Source organism: Mesorhizobium sp. WSM4983, assembly GCF_029625765.1.
Lineage (GTDB): Bacteria > Pseudomonadota > Alphaproteobacteria > Rhizobiales > Rhizobiaceae > Mesorhizobium.
Genome location: NZ_JARTVM010000006.1, coordinates 37,582 through 54,713, shown reverse-complemented (window position 1 = coordinate 54,713; position 17,132 = coordinate 37,582). Strand labels below are relative to the sequence as shown.

Sequence of the window (17,132 nt, the reverse complement as noted above, 5' to 3'; positions counted from 1 at the left end):
CAGTGCGGATTAGCCGGCCACCGGCGCCCAGATCACATCTTCAATCCTGGCGGCGCCGGTTGCCAGCATCACCAGCCGGTCGAAGCCGAGGGCCGAGCCGCTCGCCTGCGGCATGATGGCAAGCGCGGTGAGGAAATCCTCGTCCAGCGGATAGCGCTCGCCATAGATGCGCTCCTTCTCGTCCATCTCGGCGACGAAGCGGCGGCGCTGCTCGGCCGGATCGGTGAGCTCGCCAAACGCATTGGCGAGCTCGACGCCGCAGCAGTAGAGCTCGAAGCGTTCGGCGACGCGCGGGTCCTCCGCGCTCGGCCGGGCAAGGGCCGCCTCGGAGACTGGATAGCCATAGAGGATTGTCGCCCGTCCCTGCCCCAGCGCCGGCTCGACCTTTTCCACCATCACGCGGCTGAACAGGTCGGCCCAATTGTCGTCGGGCGCGGTGCGCAGGCCGGCGCGGACCAGGCCCTGGTGGAGCGCTTCGCGGTCGGTGCTGCCGTCGGCGCCGACGGTCGCCAGCAGATCGATGCCGGCATAGCGCATGAATGCTTCCGCCACGCTCAGCCGCTCCGGCTCGGCGAAGGGATCGGCCTCGCGGCCACGAAACCGAAAGCTTTTGGCCCCGGCCTTCTCCGCGGCGAGCGCCAGAAATTCGGCGCAGTCGGCCATCAGGCGCTCATAGGCCTCGCCGACGCGGTACCATTCGAGCATGGTGAATTCGGGATGATGCAGCGGCCCACGCTCGCGGTTTCGGTAAACGGAGCCCAGGCTGAAGATGCGCTTCTCGCCGGCGGCAAGCAGCTTCTTGCAGGCGAATTCCGGCGAGGTGTGAAGGTATAACGGCTGGCGCGACGCGTCCGGCGCGATCGCCTCGGTGGCGAAGGCCGCAAGGTGCGCCTCGTTGCCGGGCGAAACCTGCAGGGCGGCCGTCGTCACCTCAACGAAATCGCGCTCCGCGAACCAACCGCGCAAGGCGGCGGCAATGGCGTTGCGCGCCATCAGCCTTGGCCGGCGGTCGGCATGAACATGCGGCGTCCACCATCGCGAAGCGGCGGTCATGGGCGGGAAAATCGCCGAGGAGGCTGGCGGTTCGACGCAAGATGCGCTACGGCGCACGCGATGGCCGCCGTCGGCGCTTCGTGGGCAAAGACGCTTGCAGGCCGAAAAACTCGATTGGGATTGAATATCGTGGTCAAGGTCATCGCCAGTTCCCTACGCAAAGGCAACGTCGTCGATAAGGACGGCAAGCTCTATGTCATCCTCTTTGCCGAAAACATCCACCCTGGCAAGGGCACCCCGGTGACGCAGCTCGACATGCGCCGCATCGGCGACGGGGTGAAGATCTCGGAGCGCTACCGCACGACCGAGATGGTCGAGCGCGCCTATGTCGAGGAGCGCGAGCACACCTTCCTCTATTCCGACGGCGAAGGCTTCCATTTCATGAACCCGGAAAGCTACGACCAGGTCGTGGCCTCAGAAAGCGTGGTCGGCGACATGGCGCCCTACCTGCAGGAAGGCATGGCGGTGCAGCTGGCGCAGTTCAACGGCGCGCCGATCTCGCTGACGCTGCCGCAGCGCGCTGTCTTCGAGGTGGTCGATACCGAGCCGGTCACCAAGGGCCAGACGGCGTCCTCGTCCTACAAGCCTGCGGTGCTCTCCAACGGCGTGCGCACGGCCGTGCCGCCGCACATCACGACCGGCACGCGCGTGGTGGTGATGACCGCCGACGGCTCCTATGTCGAGCGCGCCAAGGACTGAGGGTACAGCAGTCAACTATCACAGCTCGCCTGCGGCCAGGCGGGCCTATCGTCAGCACGGTTTGTCCGCCGTCTGGGCGTGAGGCCCTGACCCGAAGCGGATTTGCGGTTGCCGCGACGTGAACGGCAGATCCGCGCCGCGGCGCCGGTGGTTCGACGCACCGCATCTCTCGAACGAAGCCGGAGTGCGCTCAACGCTAGATTGGCCGACCGATCCACCGCACGATTTCATAGGCAGGCATCGGGCGGCGAAAGCCCTTCAGCGTCAGTTCGCCAACAGGAACGGATTCGACCAACGACTCGACAGCTCCGAGGACTCGTTGGCTAACAAGAATCTGGCGCGATTTGGCCTCCTCGCATAAACGGGCGGCATGGTTCGACACAGTGCCGATGACGGCATAGTCCGAGCGCTGATCAAAACCGATGCGCCCGATGGTTGCGTGGCCCCTGGCAATGCCGATCCCAAAGCCAAGCAAATAGTCCCGCTTGCGCCATCGCTCGGAATGCTCGTCAATCGCTTCGCGCATTGCGGCAGCCATCGAGACAGCTCTCTCACTGTGGTCGGCACATGGCATTGGATCGTTGAAAACCACGACGATACCGTCGCCCACGAACCGCTCGAGCGTCCCCTCGTGACGGACGATTTGTTCGCCGAGACAGGAATGATACTCGGCCAGAACTGTCATGACTTCTTCGGGTTCGGCGGTCTCTGCGAACGCCGTGAAGCCGCGCAAATCGCAAAAGACAACCGTCACCTCGCGGCGGTGGCTCTGCAAGAGCGCATCTCCATTGCCCGCCGCAACGATGAGGTCGGCGACCTGTTCGGGCAGGAACCGCCTGAGCCGCGCCATTCGCTCGAGCTCCGTCACCTGGCCGGCGACGGTTTCCTCGAGCGAGCGGTTCCAGTCGGAAAGTTGCGCGGCTTGGTCCTCAAGGCGCTTGGCTTGGCTCGCGACAGTGTCGTGAAGCGCCTTCTGGCGCAACATCGAGCGCACCCGCGCCAGCAGCGCCCTGTGCTCGAAGGGCTTTGTCAGATAGTCGTCGCCACCGGCGTCCAGCCCCTCGACCACGTCGCGCGTGTCGGCTTTCGCGGTGACCAGAATGACGGGGATCGATCGCAGCGATTGATCCTGCTTGAGCATGCGGACCACACTGATGCCGTCGAGCTTCGGCATCATGATGTCGAGCAGGATCAGATCCGGCGTGAGTTCGCGGGCTTTCGCAAACCCCTCTTCACCATCGGCGGCGGTTACAACTTCATAGCCATTCGCCTCGAGACGCATGCGCAGGATCTCGAGGTTTTCCGGAGTATCGTCAACCGCGAGAATGCGAGGCGGATCGTGCAAGGTGTTGCCTCCCTCAAGAAAGGAAACCGCGAATCTCGGAAAGCAGCTGGCGTGGACTGAATGGCTTGGCAATGTAACCATCGCACCCAGCAGCAAGGGCTTTCGCCTTGTCGCCCGACAACGCGTAGGAGGTGACGGCGATAATCGGAATGTGCCGGAGCGCCGGGTCGGCCTTGATGCGGCGGGCCGCTTCATACCCGTCGATCACCGGGAGCTGAATGTCCATAAGGATCAGGTCTGGCCTGTGTGCTGCGGCTGCAGCGATGCCGGCGGCACCGTCCGCCGCCTCGATCAGTTCGTACTCGGTGGTGGCAATGAGATCGCGGATGATTTGGCGGTTGTCCTCGGTGTCTTCGACCATCAGGATTCGTTTGCTCATGCGGCCCTCACGTCCTCATTCATCCTGATCGGGACCTTCAGACGGAATGTCGACCCTGACCCGATCACGGACTCGACGTCTAAGGTTCCGCCATGCATTTCGGCGATGCGCTTCGAGATCGCCAGGCCAAGACCTGTGCCACCTTTCTGCCTGGTGCTGCTGTTGTCGACTTGCTGGAATTCTTCGAAGATGAGAGCCTGGTCTTTGGACGCAATGCCGGGACCGGTGTCTCGGACGGCGATCTCGAAGTTCCCATCGACCGCATCGGCAAGAATGTCGACTGCACCTGTTTCGGTGAACTTGACGGCATTGCCTGCGAGATTGAGCAGAATCTGCGTCAAACGGCGTTCGTCCCCACGGCCGATTGGAAGGTTCTCGGCAACAGTCGCTGAAAGCTCAAGACCCTTCGCCCGTGCCAGCGGCTCGACCGCCGTAAGGGTCGATCGGACAATCTGCGCGACGGAGTAGTCCTCGATCGCCAGCGTGAGCTGGCCGGCTTCGATCTTGGACAGGTCGAGCACGTCGTTGATGAGCCCGAGGAGGTGACGGCCGTTTGCCTGCACACGCGCGACGGTCGCCTTTGCCTTGTCCGGGAGTTCGCCATAGATGCCGTCGACCAGCAGTTCTGTGAAGCCCAGAACTGAATTGAGCGGTGTCCTGAGTTCGTGGCTCATATTCGCCAGGAACTGGGACTTGTGGCGGCTGGCTGCTTCCAGCTCCTCGCCTTTCTCCTCGATCTCGCGGAACAGCTTGGCATTCTGGATCGCGACCACCGATTGGGCTGCGAAGGTCTCCAACAGGTGAACAACTTGCTCATCGAAGGCGCCTGGCTTGTGGCGCCTGACGACCAATGCACCGACGATCTTGTTGGGCCTCAGCAGCGGAACGATCAGGATGCCGCGATATCCGGCGTCGAGGATCGTCTTTCTCACAAGGAAGGATGAGGTTTCCTTGCCGAGGTCGGGAAACTGCACCGGCATGCACCGTCCGGGCGCGTCGCCAATACCCATATCGGCCAGCCCGATCGTCTGCTGCGAGACTGCGGCGATAAGCTCATCGCTCATCCCAAAGTTTGCGCGAGGGCGGAATTGCTGCCGCGTGCTGCTGAACACATAGATCGTGCCAGCATCCGTCGCCGACAACTGGACCGCCTTGGCAACGATCGTCTTCAGCACCGTGTCGAGATCCAGCGTCGAATTGACCGCCTTGCTCACTTCGCCGAGCGCCTCGAGCTCACCAACCGACGCCGCAAGCTCGCGCGTCCGTGCCTGCACCGCCTCGAAGAGCCGCGCATTTTCGATGGCGATCACGGCCTGGTCGGCGAATGTCTCGACGAGCGCGATCTCCTTGGGACTGAACGGTTGCGGTTCAGCCCTCGTCATGACGAATACGCCAATGAGATCACCTTCCCGCAACAGCGGGGCAGCGAGGACGGTGCGGAATCCGCCTGCCTCAGCGATCAAGGCGACGCGGTAGTCCGGATCAGCGGTCACGTCTTCGATTTGCACGACCCGCCGTTCTTCGATTACGCGCCCTACGGCGGAGCCTCGCCCAGCGGCAAGCGCTGGAAGTGGATTGGCGTCGACATAGGCACGGAAACTGGGCGGGTAGCCAAGCGTCGACACATAGCGGAATACGCCATCAAGCAACTGCACGATGCCACCCTTGTCGGCGCGACAGAGCCTGACAGCAGATTCCACCAACGTATCGAGCACGACCTGTAGATCGAAGGTAGAGCGGCTGATGACCTTCAGAACGTCTGCAGTGGCTGTCTGCTGCTGAAGGGCTTCGTCGAGCTGCTGCGTGCGTGTCTCAATCTCTTGATACAGGCGCCCCAGCTGGTCGGAGGTCTGGTTGACGTTAGCGGCGAGCACTCCAAGTTCGTCGCGATTGGCGACGGCCACCCGTTGCGCGAAGTCGCCGGCCGCTATCTGGCTGAGACGCGTCTCGATCTTCTTGACCGGTTCGATCAACGACCAGGAGATGATGTAACCGAGCCCCAACGCCAGCAGGATACTGCCCACGGCAAACGAAACCACCATCAATCTGGACGTGCCGTACGCACCCTCGGTCGTTTCGATGGCCGCCACCATGTCGGCTTCGGCCATGTTGACCAGCTGGTTTGTCAGCCGCTCTAGGCGATCAGCCGACGGTATGATTTCATCAAGCTGAACCTTGCGCGCCTCCTCGGTACGGCCCGCGCGGACAAGCTCTGCCACGTGCGTCACCCCGGCCGTCAGTTTTTCGTACTCTTGCCTGACCTGGCCAAGCACTTCCACCTCGGCTTTGGCGACGAACTCCATGCGCTCGAGGTCGTAGCCGAACTGATTGAGCTGGCGCAGCGCCGTATCCAGCATCCGGTTATCCTGTAGCAACAGGGCGGTGGATATACCGTAGAGCTGGGTGGTCGTATCGTGCTGTACTTGGCGGTAGGCCGCGATCCTGCGCTGCAGCTTGATCAGCTCGTTGGTCTGATCGTTGACCCCACTCAGCACCTGCAACCCGACGGCACCGAGAACGATCAGGAGGCCGACGATCGACAGGAACGCGATCAAGAGCTTGGTCTGGACGCGCGCCGGCAGCCGGGCAACCCAGCCAACGAGCCAGTTCGTTATGCTATTTGGTTTCGTCCAAGAGGCCGAGAAGGTCACCCCGGAACTCCTCCAAGTCGAACCGGACGCCAAGATATTGTACTCGCAAGATGCCATTCGGGTCTACGAGCGAGGTCAACAAGGTATGGTCGACATCACCGTTCGCCGCCTGCTTCGCGAAGACCCCATATTTCCGTCCAACCTCATGGACAATCGCCGGATCGCCGGTAAGAAACGACCAGCCCTTCAGATCGGCGCCAAAATTCTGCGCATATTGCTTCAAAACATCGGACGTATCGCGCTCTGGGTCGACGGTGATCGAAATGAAGGCGATCTTGGGTCCGAACGCACTGCCCAACTTTTCCTGCACGCTGGCCATCTGGGCGGTCAGCATGGGACAGACGTCGGCACAGTACGTATAGATGAATGCGATGGCGATCACCTTGCCGCGAAAGTCGTGCAGCGAGACGCGCTCCCGGTCCTGCGATGTCAGTGTAAAGTCTGGAGCCGGTCCGATTGCCGGCAATCGCTCATCGTGCTGCGCGTCATGCGCCTGCGCTGGCCCGGCCATCAGCGCCAGCAGCAAGATGCGGGCCGCCAACCCGCTCACGTCTTGAGCTCACGCTTCAGCTGCTCCAGGAATCGCCAGTCTGTTCCCTCGGCGATGATCTGCTGTGGGCTCGACTTGATCATGCCCGTCTCCTGCATGCGCAGCGCGTAGAAGCGCATCGAGGCTTCGGCATCGTAGTCCCGCCATACGTCGTACCGCGTGTCGCTCAGCGTTTGCAGCGCGATTTCGTAGCTGGGGACGAAACCTCGATCGACCATTTGCGCTGCACTCCATGCGGGATCCGAAATGCATAGGTCGGCGCCCTTGAGGATGGCCCTGAGCACGCGCTTGGTCGCCACCGGGTATCTGTTCACGTAGTCCGCAGCGGCCGAGGTCATGCAGCAGAAGTGCTGCGACCAAGGGCGATCGAGGGTCGTGTTGAGGATCGTGTGGCCGATTTTCTTGGCGCGCAGTTGCTGCGTCTCCGGAGGCGTGAAGAGATATGCATCGAACTTTCCGTCGGCGAAGGCTTCCACCGGCTTGCTTTCCTCGACCCATTCGATGTCGTTGACGGGATCCAGGCCAATATAGGCGGCCATCAGGGCGACCAGCACGCGCGACGGCGCATGGATGTCATGCATGCCTACCCGTTTGCCCTTGAGGTCCGGGATGCCTTGGATGCTGTCGTTGGCGATCAGCTCGAGGCACCCGGAATGCAGACCGCCAAGCACCCTGATTGGCACGCCCGCGTCGATCGACGCGACATGGACCGGCGCGTAGTTCATGCTGAAATCCGTGTCGCCGCGCGCAATCCACACCGCCTGATCGACTTTTTCGTCGCCCTGCACGTAGCGGACGTCGGTGAAGCCCTCCGCTTTGAGGAACTCTCCGGCCAGGTACATGCCTGCCCAGCAGTAGGCACCATCGATCCACCGCGGCAAGCGAACGGAGGTCGTTTCAGGGAGTGCCTCGGCCCAAGCGTCAGTCGTTGTGCCGATGAGAGCTGAAGCGCCTGCTGCCGCAGCTCCGGCCATGAAGTGGCGACGGTTCTGGATGATTTGCATGGGGTTCTCCCTCGCGTGGTAAATGGGCACGCGGCTGGCCGCCTAGTCAGGTCTTCAGCTCGTGCTTCAGTTCGTTGAAGAAACGCCAGTCGGTGCCTTTGGCCAACAGCTTCTGGGGGGTGCTCTTCAGCATCCCGACCTCGTGGAGACGCAGGGCGTAGAAGCGCAGGGTGTCCTCAGCGCTATACTCACGCCAACCGTAGGGGATCGCCTTCATGACCTGAAGGGCATGGTCATAGCGCTTAGTATAGCCCTGCTGCACCAAGAACCGGGCGGACTGCTCGGGCTCGCCGGTGCAGAAATCCGCCGCTTTCAAGATTGCGCGGAGGGCGCGTTTGGTGGCCACCGGATGCGTACGGACGAACTCCCGCTCCCCAGCCAGCATGCAGCAGAAGTATTGCGACCAGGGCCGGTCCACGGTGCTGCTGATCACCACATGGCCGATCTGCTGCTCCCGCATCTCCTGCGGTTCAGGGGGAAAGCCTAGATAGGCATCGATCTTCCCCTCACCTAGGAGCCGGATGGACTCGGGTCCCGGATGCGTGACGAAGTGTATGTCCTTATGGAGGTCCAGGCCCACATACGCCGTCATAGTGGCGAGGAAGACGTATCGGCTGGAATCTAGCGCAGGCACGGCTACGGTCTTCCCCTTGAGGTCGCGGATCGACTGGATGCGATCGGTCCCGAACAGCTCAAAGCAGCCGACGTGGAGGCCTGCCAGGATGACGATGGGATCCCCCGCCTCCAGGCGGAGAAGGAGCGGGGCGGCGAAATGCGCACTGAGGTCGGCTTCACCGGAGGCGAGGGCCGGCGCGATGTCTGCCGTCCCCTCTCTTTGGAGGTAGTGCACCTCGGTGAACCCTTCGCTGCGCAACAGTTCTTCGGCTACATACGGGGGGGCCTGACAGATGCTGGGAATCCGGACGAGCCGGATTCGCGTCGTCTCAGGCGGTGGCTCCGCAGCGGCGTGCCTGGGGTGCCAGCCCAGAAGCCCCGCTGTCCCCGCCAGCGTAATCCCACGCAGGAACCTCCGTCGGCTGAACCGTCCGGGATATACGGTATGCATGGGAACCTCCTTTCCAGATGGTGGCCAGTGCGACACCGAGAACGCTGACCCGTGGACGCTATGTTCTGCACAAGCCCGAGTGTCGGCCATGCCTGCATGGCGGGCTCTGGGCTTGCCTGTTGCTCACATCTTCAGCCCTCGCTCCAGCGGCGGTTCCGCATGGAGTGACCTCGGATGGACGACGACACCGGCAGCGCCTGCCAGGGCAGCACCGGCTAGGAATCGTCGGCGGGTTTGCGTGATCTGCTGCATCGGAACGCTCCCATTCCGAATTGCGAAGGGCAATTCTGGCCGGAACCGAGCAAAAGAGGTTTCGACAGAGGCAGGTGGTTTTGTGGGCGCAACGAGCGGTGTGGATGCTAGCGCCCAGTCCGGTGCGGGAGTCTTGCGCTCTCAGTCGCCGGCTCATTTATTAGCAACCGACGATATGTCACGATACGCCCAATTTGCGTCGGCTGCGAGCCCAAAACTTGCTCGCGCCTCTTGCCCCAGAACCGCTGCCCATTTTTGGGCGACATGCATTTGTTAGCGACACCGTCAGGCCGCCATTTCCACCGGAAGGCCAGCGGCTTTCCATTCCGGCATGCCGTCCTCGAGGCGGCGCACGGAATGGCCAAGCGAGCGCAGCGCGGCCACCGCCTCGAAGGACATCACGCACCATGGGCCGCGGCAGTAGGCGACGATTTCCCGTCCGGGGTCGGCACCCTGGGACCAGGCCTTGACTTCTCCGAGGGGAACATTGACCGCGCCGGGCACGTGGCCAAGCGCGAACTCGTCCGGCGGGCGCACGTCGATCAGCGTCACCAGCCCGTCGCGCATCAGCGCCTGAAGCTCGCCGCGCGTGACCGGCTGTATGTCGTCACGTGCCTCGAAACAGTCGCGCACAATGCGATCGACCTCAGCAAGCTGCCGCTCGGCAATGCCGCGCACCGCAGCAAAGGCCGACAGCACGCTCGCATCGCTCAGCGAATAGCGCACGTATTTGCCGTCGCGTTCGGCCGAGACGATGCCGGCGCGGCGCAGCGCCTGCAGATGCTGGGAGATGTTGGCGATCGGCTGGCCGAGCTTCGCAGCAAGCGCTTCGACGCTGCGCGAGCCTTGCGCCAAATGCTCGATCAGTTCCAGGCGCAGCGGATTGCCGAGCGCCTTGGCGACGATCGCGAACTGTTCGTACAGCGCCAGCTTCGGATTGCGGATTGACATCGACCTTTCTGCGACCCATCGTCATTCAATGTAATTATTGAATGATGGTTTCGACCTGCCGTCAAGCCAAGCGACCCGCAATTGCCCTTTGGAGAAAAGCGATGATTCTCAGGCAGTTCCTGCATACCGACCCGGTCGCCGCCTCCTATTTGTTCGGCTGCGGCGGCAAGGCGTCTGCTGCCGTCGTCGATCCGGTCGGCGAGATCGCGCCTTATGTCGAGGCGGCGCGCGCGACAGGCATGCGCATCCTCTATGTCGTCGACACGCATATCCACGCCGACCATATCTCGGCAGGCCGTGCGCTCGCCGAAGCGACGGGCGCCGAATACGTGCTGTTCGAAGGCGCCGAGGCGGGCTTCCCGTTCCGCCACGTGAAGGACGGCGAGGTGCTGGAGCTCGGCAATGTGACGGCGACCGTGATGCACACGCCCGGCCACACGCCGGAGCATCTGAGCCTTTTAGTCACCGACCGAACGCGGTCGACCGAGCCCTGGTTCGTGCTCACCGGTCACACGCTGATGGTTGGCGATCTCGGTCGCACCGAGCTTGCTTCGAGCGCCGAGGACGGAGCCCGCGCGCTCTATGCCAGCGTGCGCCGGCTGAAGGAATTGCCCGATCACATCGAGGTGCTGCCGGGCGCCTATTCCGGCTCGGTGTGCGGCCGCTCGCTCAGCGGCAAGCCGACATCGACCATCGGCTTTGAGCGGCGCTTCAACAAGGCCTTCCGCATCGAGGACGTCGACCAGTTCATCGCCGCCATGACCGCCGACATCCCTCCCCCGCCGCCGGACGCGGCCCGGACCCGCGCCGCCAACGCCGGATCGCGAGAGTGAGCGCAACGGCGCCTGCCGTCGCGCTCGGCCTCAAGGCCAACTGGAAACAGTTCGCGCTGCTGGTGCTGATCAACGCCTTTGTCGGCGGCATGGTCGGCATCGAGCGAACCGTCGTGCCGCTGATCGGCGCGGAGGAATTCCACGTTGCTTCCACGACGCTCGTCACCTCGTTCATCGTGAGCTTCGGCGTGGTTAAGGCCTGCGCCAATCTCGTCTCCGGCCAGCTTGCCGACACATGGGGTCGCAAGCGCGTGCTGATCCTCGGCTGGCTGTTCGGCCTCCCGGTGCCCTTCATGATCATCTGGGCGCCGAGTTGGGGGTGGATCATTGCCGCCAACGCGCTGCTCGGCATCAACCAGGGACTTGCCTGGTCGATGACCGTCATCATGAAGGTCGATCTGGTCGGGCCGAAATCGCGCGGGCTCGCCGTCGGCCTCAACGAGTTCGCCGGCTACCTCGCCGTCGGCGTCACCGCATTTCTGACCGGCTATCTGGCCAGCCGCTACGGGCTGCGCCCGGTGCCGATCTATCTCGGCATCGGCTATGCGATCCTGGGTGCCGCGCTGTCGATCCTTCTGGTGCGCGACACGCGCGAGCATGTGCGGCTGGAACTGGCCAACGATCCGAAAGCTGTCTCCCCGCTCGGCTTTCGCGAGATCTTCATGCTGACCTCTTTCCGGGACCGCAATTTGTTCGCGGCCTCGCAGGCGGGCCTGGTCAACAATCTGAACGACGGCATGAGCTGGGGGCTTTTTCCGCTCTTCTTCGTCGCCAACGGGCTTGGCGTCGAGCGCATCGGCATCCTCAAGGCGGTCTATCCCGCTGTCTGGGGCGTCTTGCAGGTCGCAACCGGGCCATTGAGCGACCGTTGGGGCCGCAAGGGCCTGATCGTCGCCGGCATGTGGGTGCAGGCTGCCGGACTTCTGCTCACCGCCATGACGCGGGACTTCGGCTGGTGGCTGCTGGCAAGCCTCTTGCTCGGCCTTGGCACGGCGATGGTCTATCCAAGCCTGATCGCGGCGGTATCGGACGCATCGCATCCCTCCTGGCGGGCGCGCTCGCTCAGCGTCTATCGCTTCTGGCGCGATCTCGGCTACGCAATCGGAGCGCTGTCGGCGGGCCTCATCGCCGACTTCTTCGGCTTCGCCGCGGCGATCGCGGCGATCGCGGCGCTGACCTTCCTCTCGGGTGTAATCGTGGCGGTGGCGATGCGAGAGACCAGCCGCTGACCCGGCACTGAGCTCCAGCCCGATAGCGCCGCGTTTACGATATCCGAAGCTTCATGCTGCTAGAGACGCGCCTGTCCGGTACTATGGCGCTGGGTGCCTTTGCGGGGTCTTTCATGAACATTTCGACGCGCATGCCGTGGGTGGACACGGCAAAAGGTCTTTCGATCATCCTGGTGGTGATGATGTATTCCGCCTACAACACCGGTGAATATACCGGCGGCGTCTGCTTCCTGCATTATGTCATCGGCTTCGCGACCCCGTTCCGGATGCCGGAATTCTTCCTGATCTCGGGGCTGTTCCTGTCGCAGGTGATCGACCGGCCTTGGCGACGCTATATCGACCGGCGCGTCGTCCACTACCTCTATTTCTATGTCCTGTGGGCGGTCATCTCGATCGGGCTGAAGATCGGCATCTTCAGCCGCGATCCCGCCGGCATGCTGCACGACCTCGCCGTGGCTGTCGTCCAGCCCTATGGCGTGCTGTGGTTCATCTACATGCTGGCCGTGTTCGGCCTCGTGGCGCGCGTCCTGCGCGACCTAGGCGTGCCGCACTGGATCGTCATCTTGGTTGCCGCCGCGCTGCAGATGTGGGCGCCGCATTCGGACAGCTATGCGCTCACGCAATTCGCCGCCTATTTCGTGTTCTTCTATCTCGGCTTCGTCATGGCGCCGCTGGTGTTCCGGCTGGTCGCGTGGACGCAAGCCCGTCCGGCGATCGCCGCTGCTGGGCTGATCGTGTGGGCCATCGTCAACGGCCTGCTCGTGTTTTCGCCGGGCTACGCTGTCGAGCCGGTCGGCATGCAGATGGGCCTGGCGGCATGGCCGCCGCTTCATCTTGCGCTGGCCGTCGCAGGCGCTGTGGCGCTCTGCGTAGCCGGCGGGTTCCTGTCGAAATTCGCCGCGATGGAATGGCTGCGCTGGCTGGGAGAGCACTCACTGGTCGTCTATGTCGCCTTCACCATCCCGATGTCGATCTTCCGCGGGATCATGCTGGCAAGCGGGCTTCTGACCGATACCGGCATGCTCAGCCTCGCGGTGCTGCTCGTCTCGGTCATCAGCCCGGTCATTCTCTACTTCATCGTCAAGCGCACCGGCTTCGGAACCTTCCTGTTCGAGCGACCGGCCTGGGCGCATGTCGACAGACCGACTGCCGGCCAGATCTCAAACAAGGGCGTTGCCCGGCCGGCGCGCGAGGCGGCTTGATGCAGAAGCGCGCCTAGCTTCCGATTATCATCGCCTCTAGCTGCTTCCGGTCCTCTTGGGACCATTGGCTCGGGTCTTCACCATGCGCGGACCGGGCATGAAGCTCAACGTGCTTCATCACCTCTTCCGCGTTTTCTGCCGTGAAGGTCCCGGGACAGGCTTCCATTCCCGGATAGTCCTTGCACCGATACGTATACGCCATCGCTGCCTCCGTTTTTAGGAACGCCTAATGGAGCGATGGGGCGAGACCTTTGTCAATGGACTGGTCTTAGACTGAAGACCACCGCCGTGCAAAGCCTGGCTAGGGCCGGCTATTTGCCGACTGTCGTGTCCTTGTCATGGTTGTACCCAGGACGGCGCACGGCCTTGATCTTGCCGCTGCTGCCGCCTCCGCAGAAGAAGCAGCCGCGGCCATCGGATTCCAGTCCCGACACGCCGGAGGGCATCGCCAGCTCCTGCAGCACATCGCCCGTCTCGGGGTCGATGCGCAAGAGATCGCCCTCCTCCCCTTCCCAGGTGGCATGCCAGAGCTCGCCGTCGACCCAGGTGACGCCGGTGACGACGCGCTTCGACTCGATGGTGCGGATCACCTTGCCAGTTTCAGGATCGATCTGATGGATCTTGTGGGCCCTGTATTCGCCGACCCAAAGCGAACCTTCGGCCCAGGTAAGCCCGGAGTCGCCGCCGTTGCCGGGGGCGGGAATGGTGGCGACGACCTTGCCTGTCTTCGGGTCGACCTTGTGGATGCGGTCCTCGCCGATCTGGTAGAGATGCTCGCCGTCGAAGGCGGTCCCGGCATGCGAGGCGACGTCGATCGACTGCACGATCGCGCCGCTCTCCGGGTCAAGCGCCTTCAGCTTGTCGCCGGTGGCGAACCAGACATTCTTGCCGTCATAGGTGACGCCATTGATGCGCTCGGCATCCGGAAAGGGGCCGTATTCGCGCAGGATCTCGGCAGCGGCTCGTTTCATTTTCGATCTCCATTCGAACAATGGCCGCAGACTAGTCGCTCGGCAGCGGACCCGGGAGTAACAAGACAGTCGGGAATCCGGTCACCGGCGGCGTCATCCAGCGGCGCGCCCTGCCGCGGCCGACCGCCTGCACCTTGTTGTCGGCCGAAAGCGCTTCCAGCGCCCGCTGCACGGTGCGCGGGCTGGCACCGAGCGCGATCGCCAGCGCCGAGCTCGACCAGGACTCCCCGTCGGCGAGGAAGGCGAGCACCGCGCCATGCTCCTCCTCGACAGGCGGCGCCAGCACCACGACCTCGGCTGCGGTCAGCGGCATTAACGCAAAACCGGCCGCCGTCGCGTTGATTTCCGCCAGCGCGTTCATTTCAGCGCGCAGCCGGCCCATCTCGACCCTGAGCCGCGCACGATGCGATTCATCGGCGTGCCTGGCGCGAAAGGCGCGCTTCAGCAGCGCCTCCCGCGACGCATCCGCGGGCCAGGCCTCGGCCAGCGTGCGCGCCAGCGCAAACAGCACCGGCCGCGTCGCCAGCGAGACCACCATGTCGGCTTTGCGCACGACATTGCGGCAGGCATCGACGACGAGGGCGCCTGAGGTGAGCAGCGCCTCGACTTCGTCGAGCTGCAGCGGCATCTCCGTGCCCTTCGACACGAGCCGCGCGACGGGCGTGTTCAGCACCAGCGACGCGCTTTCGACCTCCGCCTTCAGCGCCGGGATATTGGCTTCGTAGGCCGCGAGCGCGGCCCGGCCGAGCGCGGCGCGCGCGGCCCTCGTCCGCAGGCGCCTGACCGCGATGCCCGCGGCCGCGAGCTCATGCGCGACGCGTGCGACCGGCGGCAACGGTCCCGGATCGAAGCCGGCAAGCAGCCGCTCGGCCTCGTCGAGCCGGCCGATCAGGATGAGGCGGCGCGCTTCGAGGCTGCCGGCATAGGCGGCGTTGACCCGATCGCCATGCGCGGCAAGCGTCGTGCGGGCGGCTCGCAACGCTTTGTCCGGCCAGCCGAGATCGCGCGAGACCAGCGCGATCTCGGCCTCGGCGACGACGCAGCGGGCGCGCGCCACCGCCTCTTTCGGGCTGAAGGCGCGGGCGGCGCTCTTCAGCAACGCCTTGGCCTTGGCGAAGTCGCCGAGCTGCGCCATCGCGATGCCGCGCAGCGCCAGCGCGGGGGCGTCGTCGCGCAACGCGACGCGCTTCAGCGCGCCCAGCGGATCACCGGTCGCGAGCGCGCGGCCGGCGGCATTGATCATCGAGTCCATGCAATGCCCGCCCCGATGCCCCCTTCCGGGTCTGCCGGATCAAATCGCGTCACACTTGTAACTCTCACCATCGCGCCGTCCGGCTGTAAGTTTCCCTTGTCACCCCCAACCAAACGCAAGAACGGGACAAGAGCAATGACCCAACACATGAAGACACCACCGGTCGTTTCGCCGGAAGCCTGGGAAGGCGCGTATGAAGAAATGCTGGTGAAGGAAAAGGCGCTCACCCGCGCCCGCGACGCGCTGGCTGCGGAACGCCGCCGCATGCCGTGGATGCCTGTCGAGAAGGACTATGTGTTCGAAGGCCCAAACGGCAAGGCAAGCCTGCTCGACCTCTTCGAAGGCCGCCGGCAACTGGTCATCTACCGCGCCTTCTTCGAGCCCGGCGTCTATGGCTGGCCGGAGCACGCCTGCCGGGGCTGCTCGCTCGGCGCCGACATGGTCGGCAACCTCGCCCATCTCAACGCCCGCGACACTACGCTTGCCTATGCGTCCCGGGCGCCGCAGGCCGACATTCAGCGTCTGAAGCAGCGGATGGACTGGAAGATGCCCTGGTACACCATCACCGACAGCTGGGACAAGGATTTCGGCGTCGACGAATGGCACGGCCACAACGTCTTCATCCATGACGGAAACCGTATCTTCCGCACCTATTTCGTCAACAACCGCGGCGACGAGGCGTTCGGCACGGTGTGGAGCTATCTCGACGTCACCCCGCTCGGCCGCCAGGAGGTGTGGGAGGATTCGCCCGAGGGCTATCCGCAGACCCAGACCTACAAGTGGTGGAACTGGCACGACAACTATGAGGAAGGCGCCGCGCCCGACCAGCGATGGGTCGAGGTCTCGGATGCCGGCGAAGCGGCGTTTCGCAACAAGAACGCCTGAACGCGAAGCGACTCTGGCGGCGTCGCCCGCGCCGCCAGAGCCGAACTTTCCTGAGAGCAGTTGGAAGGTGGAGATCATGAGCATCGACAATCCCACCCCTCGCCCGGCAGGCCTGAGCGGATTCGGCCTGGCCGACTGGTTATGTCTCGCGGCGGCGCCGACCTTTGCCGTCATGGCGTTGCTCACGGCCGCCGGTAGCGGACCGGACGCGATGTGCATGTCCGGGCCCGGAGCCTCCGTGCTCAGCGGCATGGCGCCGATGTATTTCCTGATGGCTGCCTTCCACCTCGCGCCCTGGCTGCGGCTGCTCGCCAGAGGGGCGGCGGATTCGGCGTTTCAACCTGCCGACGAGCTGCCGGACCTAAGCGCGGAGCGGATGGCTGAGAGCAGGGATGCCGGCGTGTAGGGCTTTACCAGCCAGCCCAGCGGCTCCGCTGGCGCTGCCCGGGCGCGGACGTCGGAATCGGAATGCGCCGTCGCAAAAACCGACCGCAAACCGTAAATTCGAAACAACTCCAGGGCAGTTTGAATTCCATCCATGGCGCCGGACAGCCGGATATCCATCACAACCAGATCAGGCCGGTCCGCAGCTGCGCTATCGAGCGCTTCCTCGCCCGAGCCAACGACCACGACCTCGAAACCGGCCGCGGTCAGAGTGCTCTCCATCTCGAGGGAGATGAGAAAATCGTCCTCGACGACCAAGATCCGCGTGGGCAATGCGGCGGCCACAGGTTCGGCCGACGCGGCTTTCGTTGGGATTGGCCGACGGCGTCCGTGTGGGGCAGCAAGCTCGGTCATCGAGAGCCATCC

The 17,132-nt window shown here is 63.9% G+C and carries 19 protein-coding genes; 6 read left to right on the top strand and 13 right to left on the bottom strand.

Going from position 1 to position 17,132, the window contains the following annotated elements; genetic code table 11:
- Nucleotides 1-9: 9 nt before the first annotated feature.
- Nucleotides 10-1,053, bottom strand: a complete 1,044-nt coding sequence (epmA, locus tag P9254_RS17985; protein WP_278056060.1) for an EF-P lysine aminoacylase EpmA — start codon at nucleotides 1,051-1,053, stop codon at nucleotides 10-12.
- Nucleotides 1,054-1,182: 129 nt separating this feature from the next.
- Here epmA and efp point away from each other — a divergent pair, with 129 nt between their 5' ends.
- Nucleotides 1,183-1,752 carry an elongation factor P gene (gene efp / locus P9254_RS17980; RefSeq protein ID WP_067000944.1) on the top strand — a complete coding sequence of 190 codons (570 nt, stop codon included), beginning with the start codon at nucleotides 1,183-1,185 and terminating at the stop codon, nucleotides 1,750-1,752.
- A gap of 196 nt (nucleotides 1,753-1,948) precedes the next feature.
- Here efp and P9254_RS17975 read toward each other — a convergent pair whose 3' ends face one another.
- The 8 genes from P9254_RS17975 to P9254_RS17945 form a co-directional block, all read right to left on the bottom strand.
- Nucleotides 1,949-3,097, bottom strand: a complete 1,149-nt coding sequence (locus P9254_RS17975; RefSeq protein ID WP_127335691.1) for a response regulator — start codon at nucleotides 3,095-3,097, stop codon at nucleotides 1,949-1,951.
- A 13-nt stretch (nucleotides 3,098-3,110) separates the two neighbouring features.
- Nucleotides 3,111-3,476, bottom strand: a complete 366-nt coding sequence (locus P9254_RS17970; RefSeq protein ID WP_095783172.1) for a response regulator — start codon at nucleotides 3,474-3,476, stop codon at nucleotides 3,111-3,113.
- The gene (locus P9254_RS17965) at nucleotides 3,473-6,127 is read right to left on the bottom strand and encodes a GAF domain-containing protein (protein WP_278056061.1); all 2,655 of its coding nucleotides are present in this window, start codon (nucleotides 6,125-6,127) and stop codon (nucleotides 3,473-3,475) included. The genes P9254_RS17970 and P9254_RS17965 overlap by 4 nt, the downstream gene beginning before the upstream one ends.
- Entirely contained in the window at nucleotides 6,093-6,653 is a 561-nt protein-coding gene (locus P9254_RS17960) for an SCO family protein (protein WP_156751159.1), read from the bottom strand. Before P9254_RS17960 ends, P9254_RS17965 begins: the two co-directional genes overlap by 35 nt.
- Nucleotides 6,654-6,673: 20 nt before the next feature.
- Nucleotides 6,674-7,681, bottom strand: a complete 1,008-nt coding sequence (locus P9254_RS17955; protein WP_127215904.1) for an ABC transporter substrate-binding protein — start codon at nucleotides 7,679-7,681, stop codon at nucleotides 6,674-6,676.
- Between the two features lie 46 nt (nucleotides 7,682-7,727).
- A complete protein-coding gene (locus P9254_RS17950; protein ID WP_278056062.1) occupies nucleotides 7,728-8,747 on the bottom strand; it encodes an ABC transporter substrate-binding protein in 1,020 nt (339 codons plus the stop codon).
- A 123-nt stretch (nucleotides 8,748-8,870) separates the two neighbouring features.
- A complete protein-coding gene (locus tag P9254_RS29105; RefSeq protein WP_095801195.1) occupies nucleotides 8,871-8,999 on the bottom strand; it encodes a twin-arginine translocation signal domain-containing protein in 129 nt (42 codons plus the stop codon).
- Nucleotides 9,000-9,284: 285 nt separating this feature from the next.
- The gene (locus P9254_RS17945; protein WP_067000409.1) at nucleotides 9,285-9,950 is read right to left on the bottom strand and encodes an ArsR/SmtB family transcription factor; all 666 of its coding nucleotides are present in this window, start codon (nucleotides 9,948-9,950) and stop codon (nucleotides 9,285-9,287) included.
- Between the two features lie 101 nt (nucleotides 9,951-10,051).
- Here P9254_RS17945 and P9254_RS17940 point away from each other — a divergent pair, with 101 nt between their 5' ends.
- The 3 genes from P9254_RS17940 (at nucleotide 10,052) to P9254_RS17930 (ending at nucleotide 13,214) form a co-directional block, all read left to right on the top strand.
- Nucleotides 10,052-10,783: an MBL fold metallo-hydrolase gene (locus P9254_RS17940; protein ID WP_278056065.1), complete on the top strand. Its 732-nt coding sequence runs from the start codon at nucleotides 10,052-10,054 to the stop codon at nucleotides 10,781-10,783.
- Complete coding sequence (locus P9254_RS17935; protein ID WP_442920328.1) at nucleotides 10,780-12,012, top strand: MFS transporter; 1,233 nt, start codon at nucleotides 10,780-10,782, stop codon at nucleotides 12,010-12,012. The genes P9254_RS17940 and P9254_RS17935 overlap by 4 nt, the downstream gene beginning before the upstream one ends.
- Before the next feature lie 113 nt (nucleotides 12,013-12,125).
- Nucleotides 12,126-13,214: an acyltransferase family protein gene (locus P9254_RS17930; RefSeq protein WP_278056066.1), complete on the top strand. Its 1,089-nt coding sequence runs from the start codon at nucleotides 12,126-12,128 to the stop codon at nucleotides 13,212-13,214.
- 13 nt (nucleotides 13,215-13,227) lie between these two features.
- Here P9254_RS17930 and P9254_RS17925 read toward each other — a convergent pair whose 3' ends face one another.
- From P9254_RS17925 to P9254_RS17915, 3 genes are all read right to left on the bottom strand, one after another.
- Nucleotides 13,228-13,416, bottom strand: a complete 189-nt coding sequence (locus P9254_RS17925) for a DUF1059 domain-containing protein (RefSeq protein WP_278056067.1) — start codon at nucleotides 13,414-13,416, stop codon at nucleotides 13,228-13,230.
- Between the two features lie 109 nt (nucleotides 13,417-13,525).
- Complete coding sequence (locus tag P9254_RS17920; RefSeq protein WP_067329739.1) at nucleotides 13,526-14,185, bottom strand: Vgb family protein; 660 nt, start codon at nucleotides 14,183-14,185, stop codon at nucleotides 13,526-13,528.
- A 31-nt stretch (nucleotides 14,186-14,216) separates the two neighbouring features.
- The gene (locus P9254_RS17915; RefSeq protein WP_278056068.1) at nucleotides 14,217-15,437 is read right to left on the bottom strand and encodes a helix-turn-helix domain-containing protein; all 1,221 of its coding nucleotides are present in this window, start codon (nucleotides 15,435-15,437) and stop codon (nucleotides 14,217-14,219) included.
- 135 nt (nucleotides 15,438-15,572) lie between these two features.
- Between P9254_RS17915 and P9254_RS17910 the strand changes: the two genes are divergently transcribed.
- Together P9254_RS17910 and P9254_RS17905 are read left to right on the top strand one after the other, a co-directional pair.
- Nucleotides 15,573-16,322 (top strand): DUF899 domain-containing protein, encoded by a 750-nt coding sequence (locus P9254_RS17910; protein ID WP_067329733.1) that lies wholly within the window; start codon nucleotides 15,573-15,575, stop codon nucleotides 16,320-16,322.
- Nucleotides 16,323-16,398: 76 nt separating this feature from the next.
- Nucleotides 16,399-16,728: a hypothetical protein gene (locus P9254_RS17905; RefSeq protein WP_245322385.1), complete on the top strand. Its 330-nt coding sequence runs from the start codon at nucleotides 16,399-16,401 to the stop codon at nucleotides 16,726-16,728.
- On the opposite strand, the gene P9254_RS17900 is transcribed toward P9254_RS17905, so the two are convergent.
- A complete protein-coding gene (locus P9254_RS17900; RefSeq protein ID WP_082954105.1) occupies nucleotides 16,659-17,120 on the bottom strand; it encodes a response regulator in 462 nt (153 codons plus the stop codon). The two genes, P9254_RS17905 and P9254_RS17900, sit on opposite strands and share 70 nt — an antisense overlap.
- Nucleotides 17,121-17,132 lie beyond the last annotated feature (12 nt).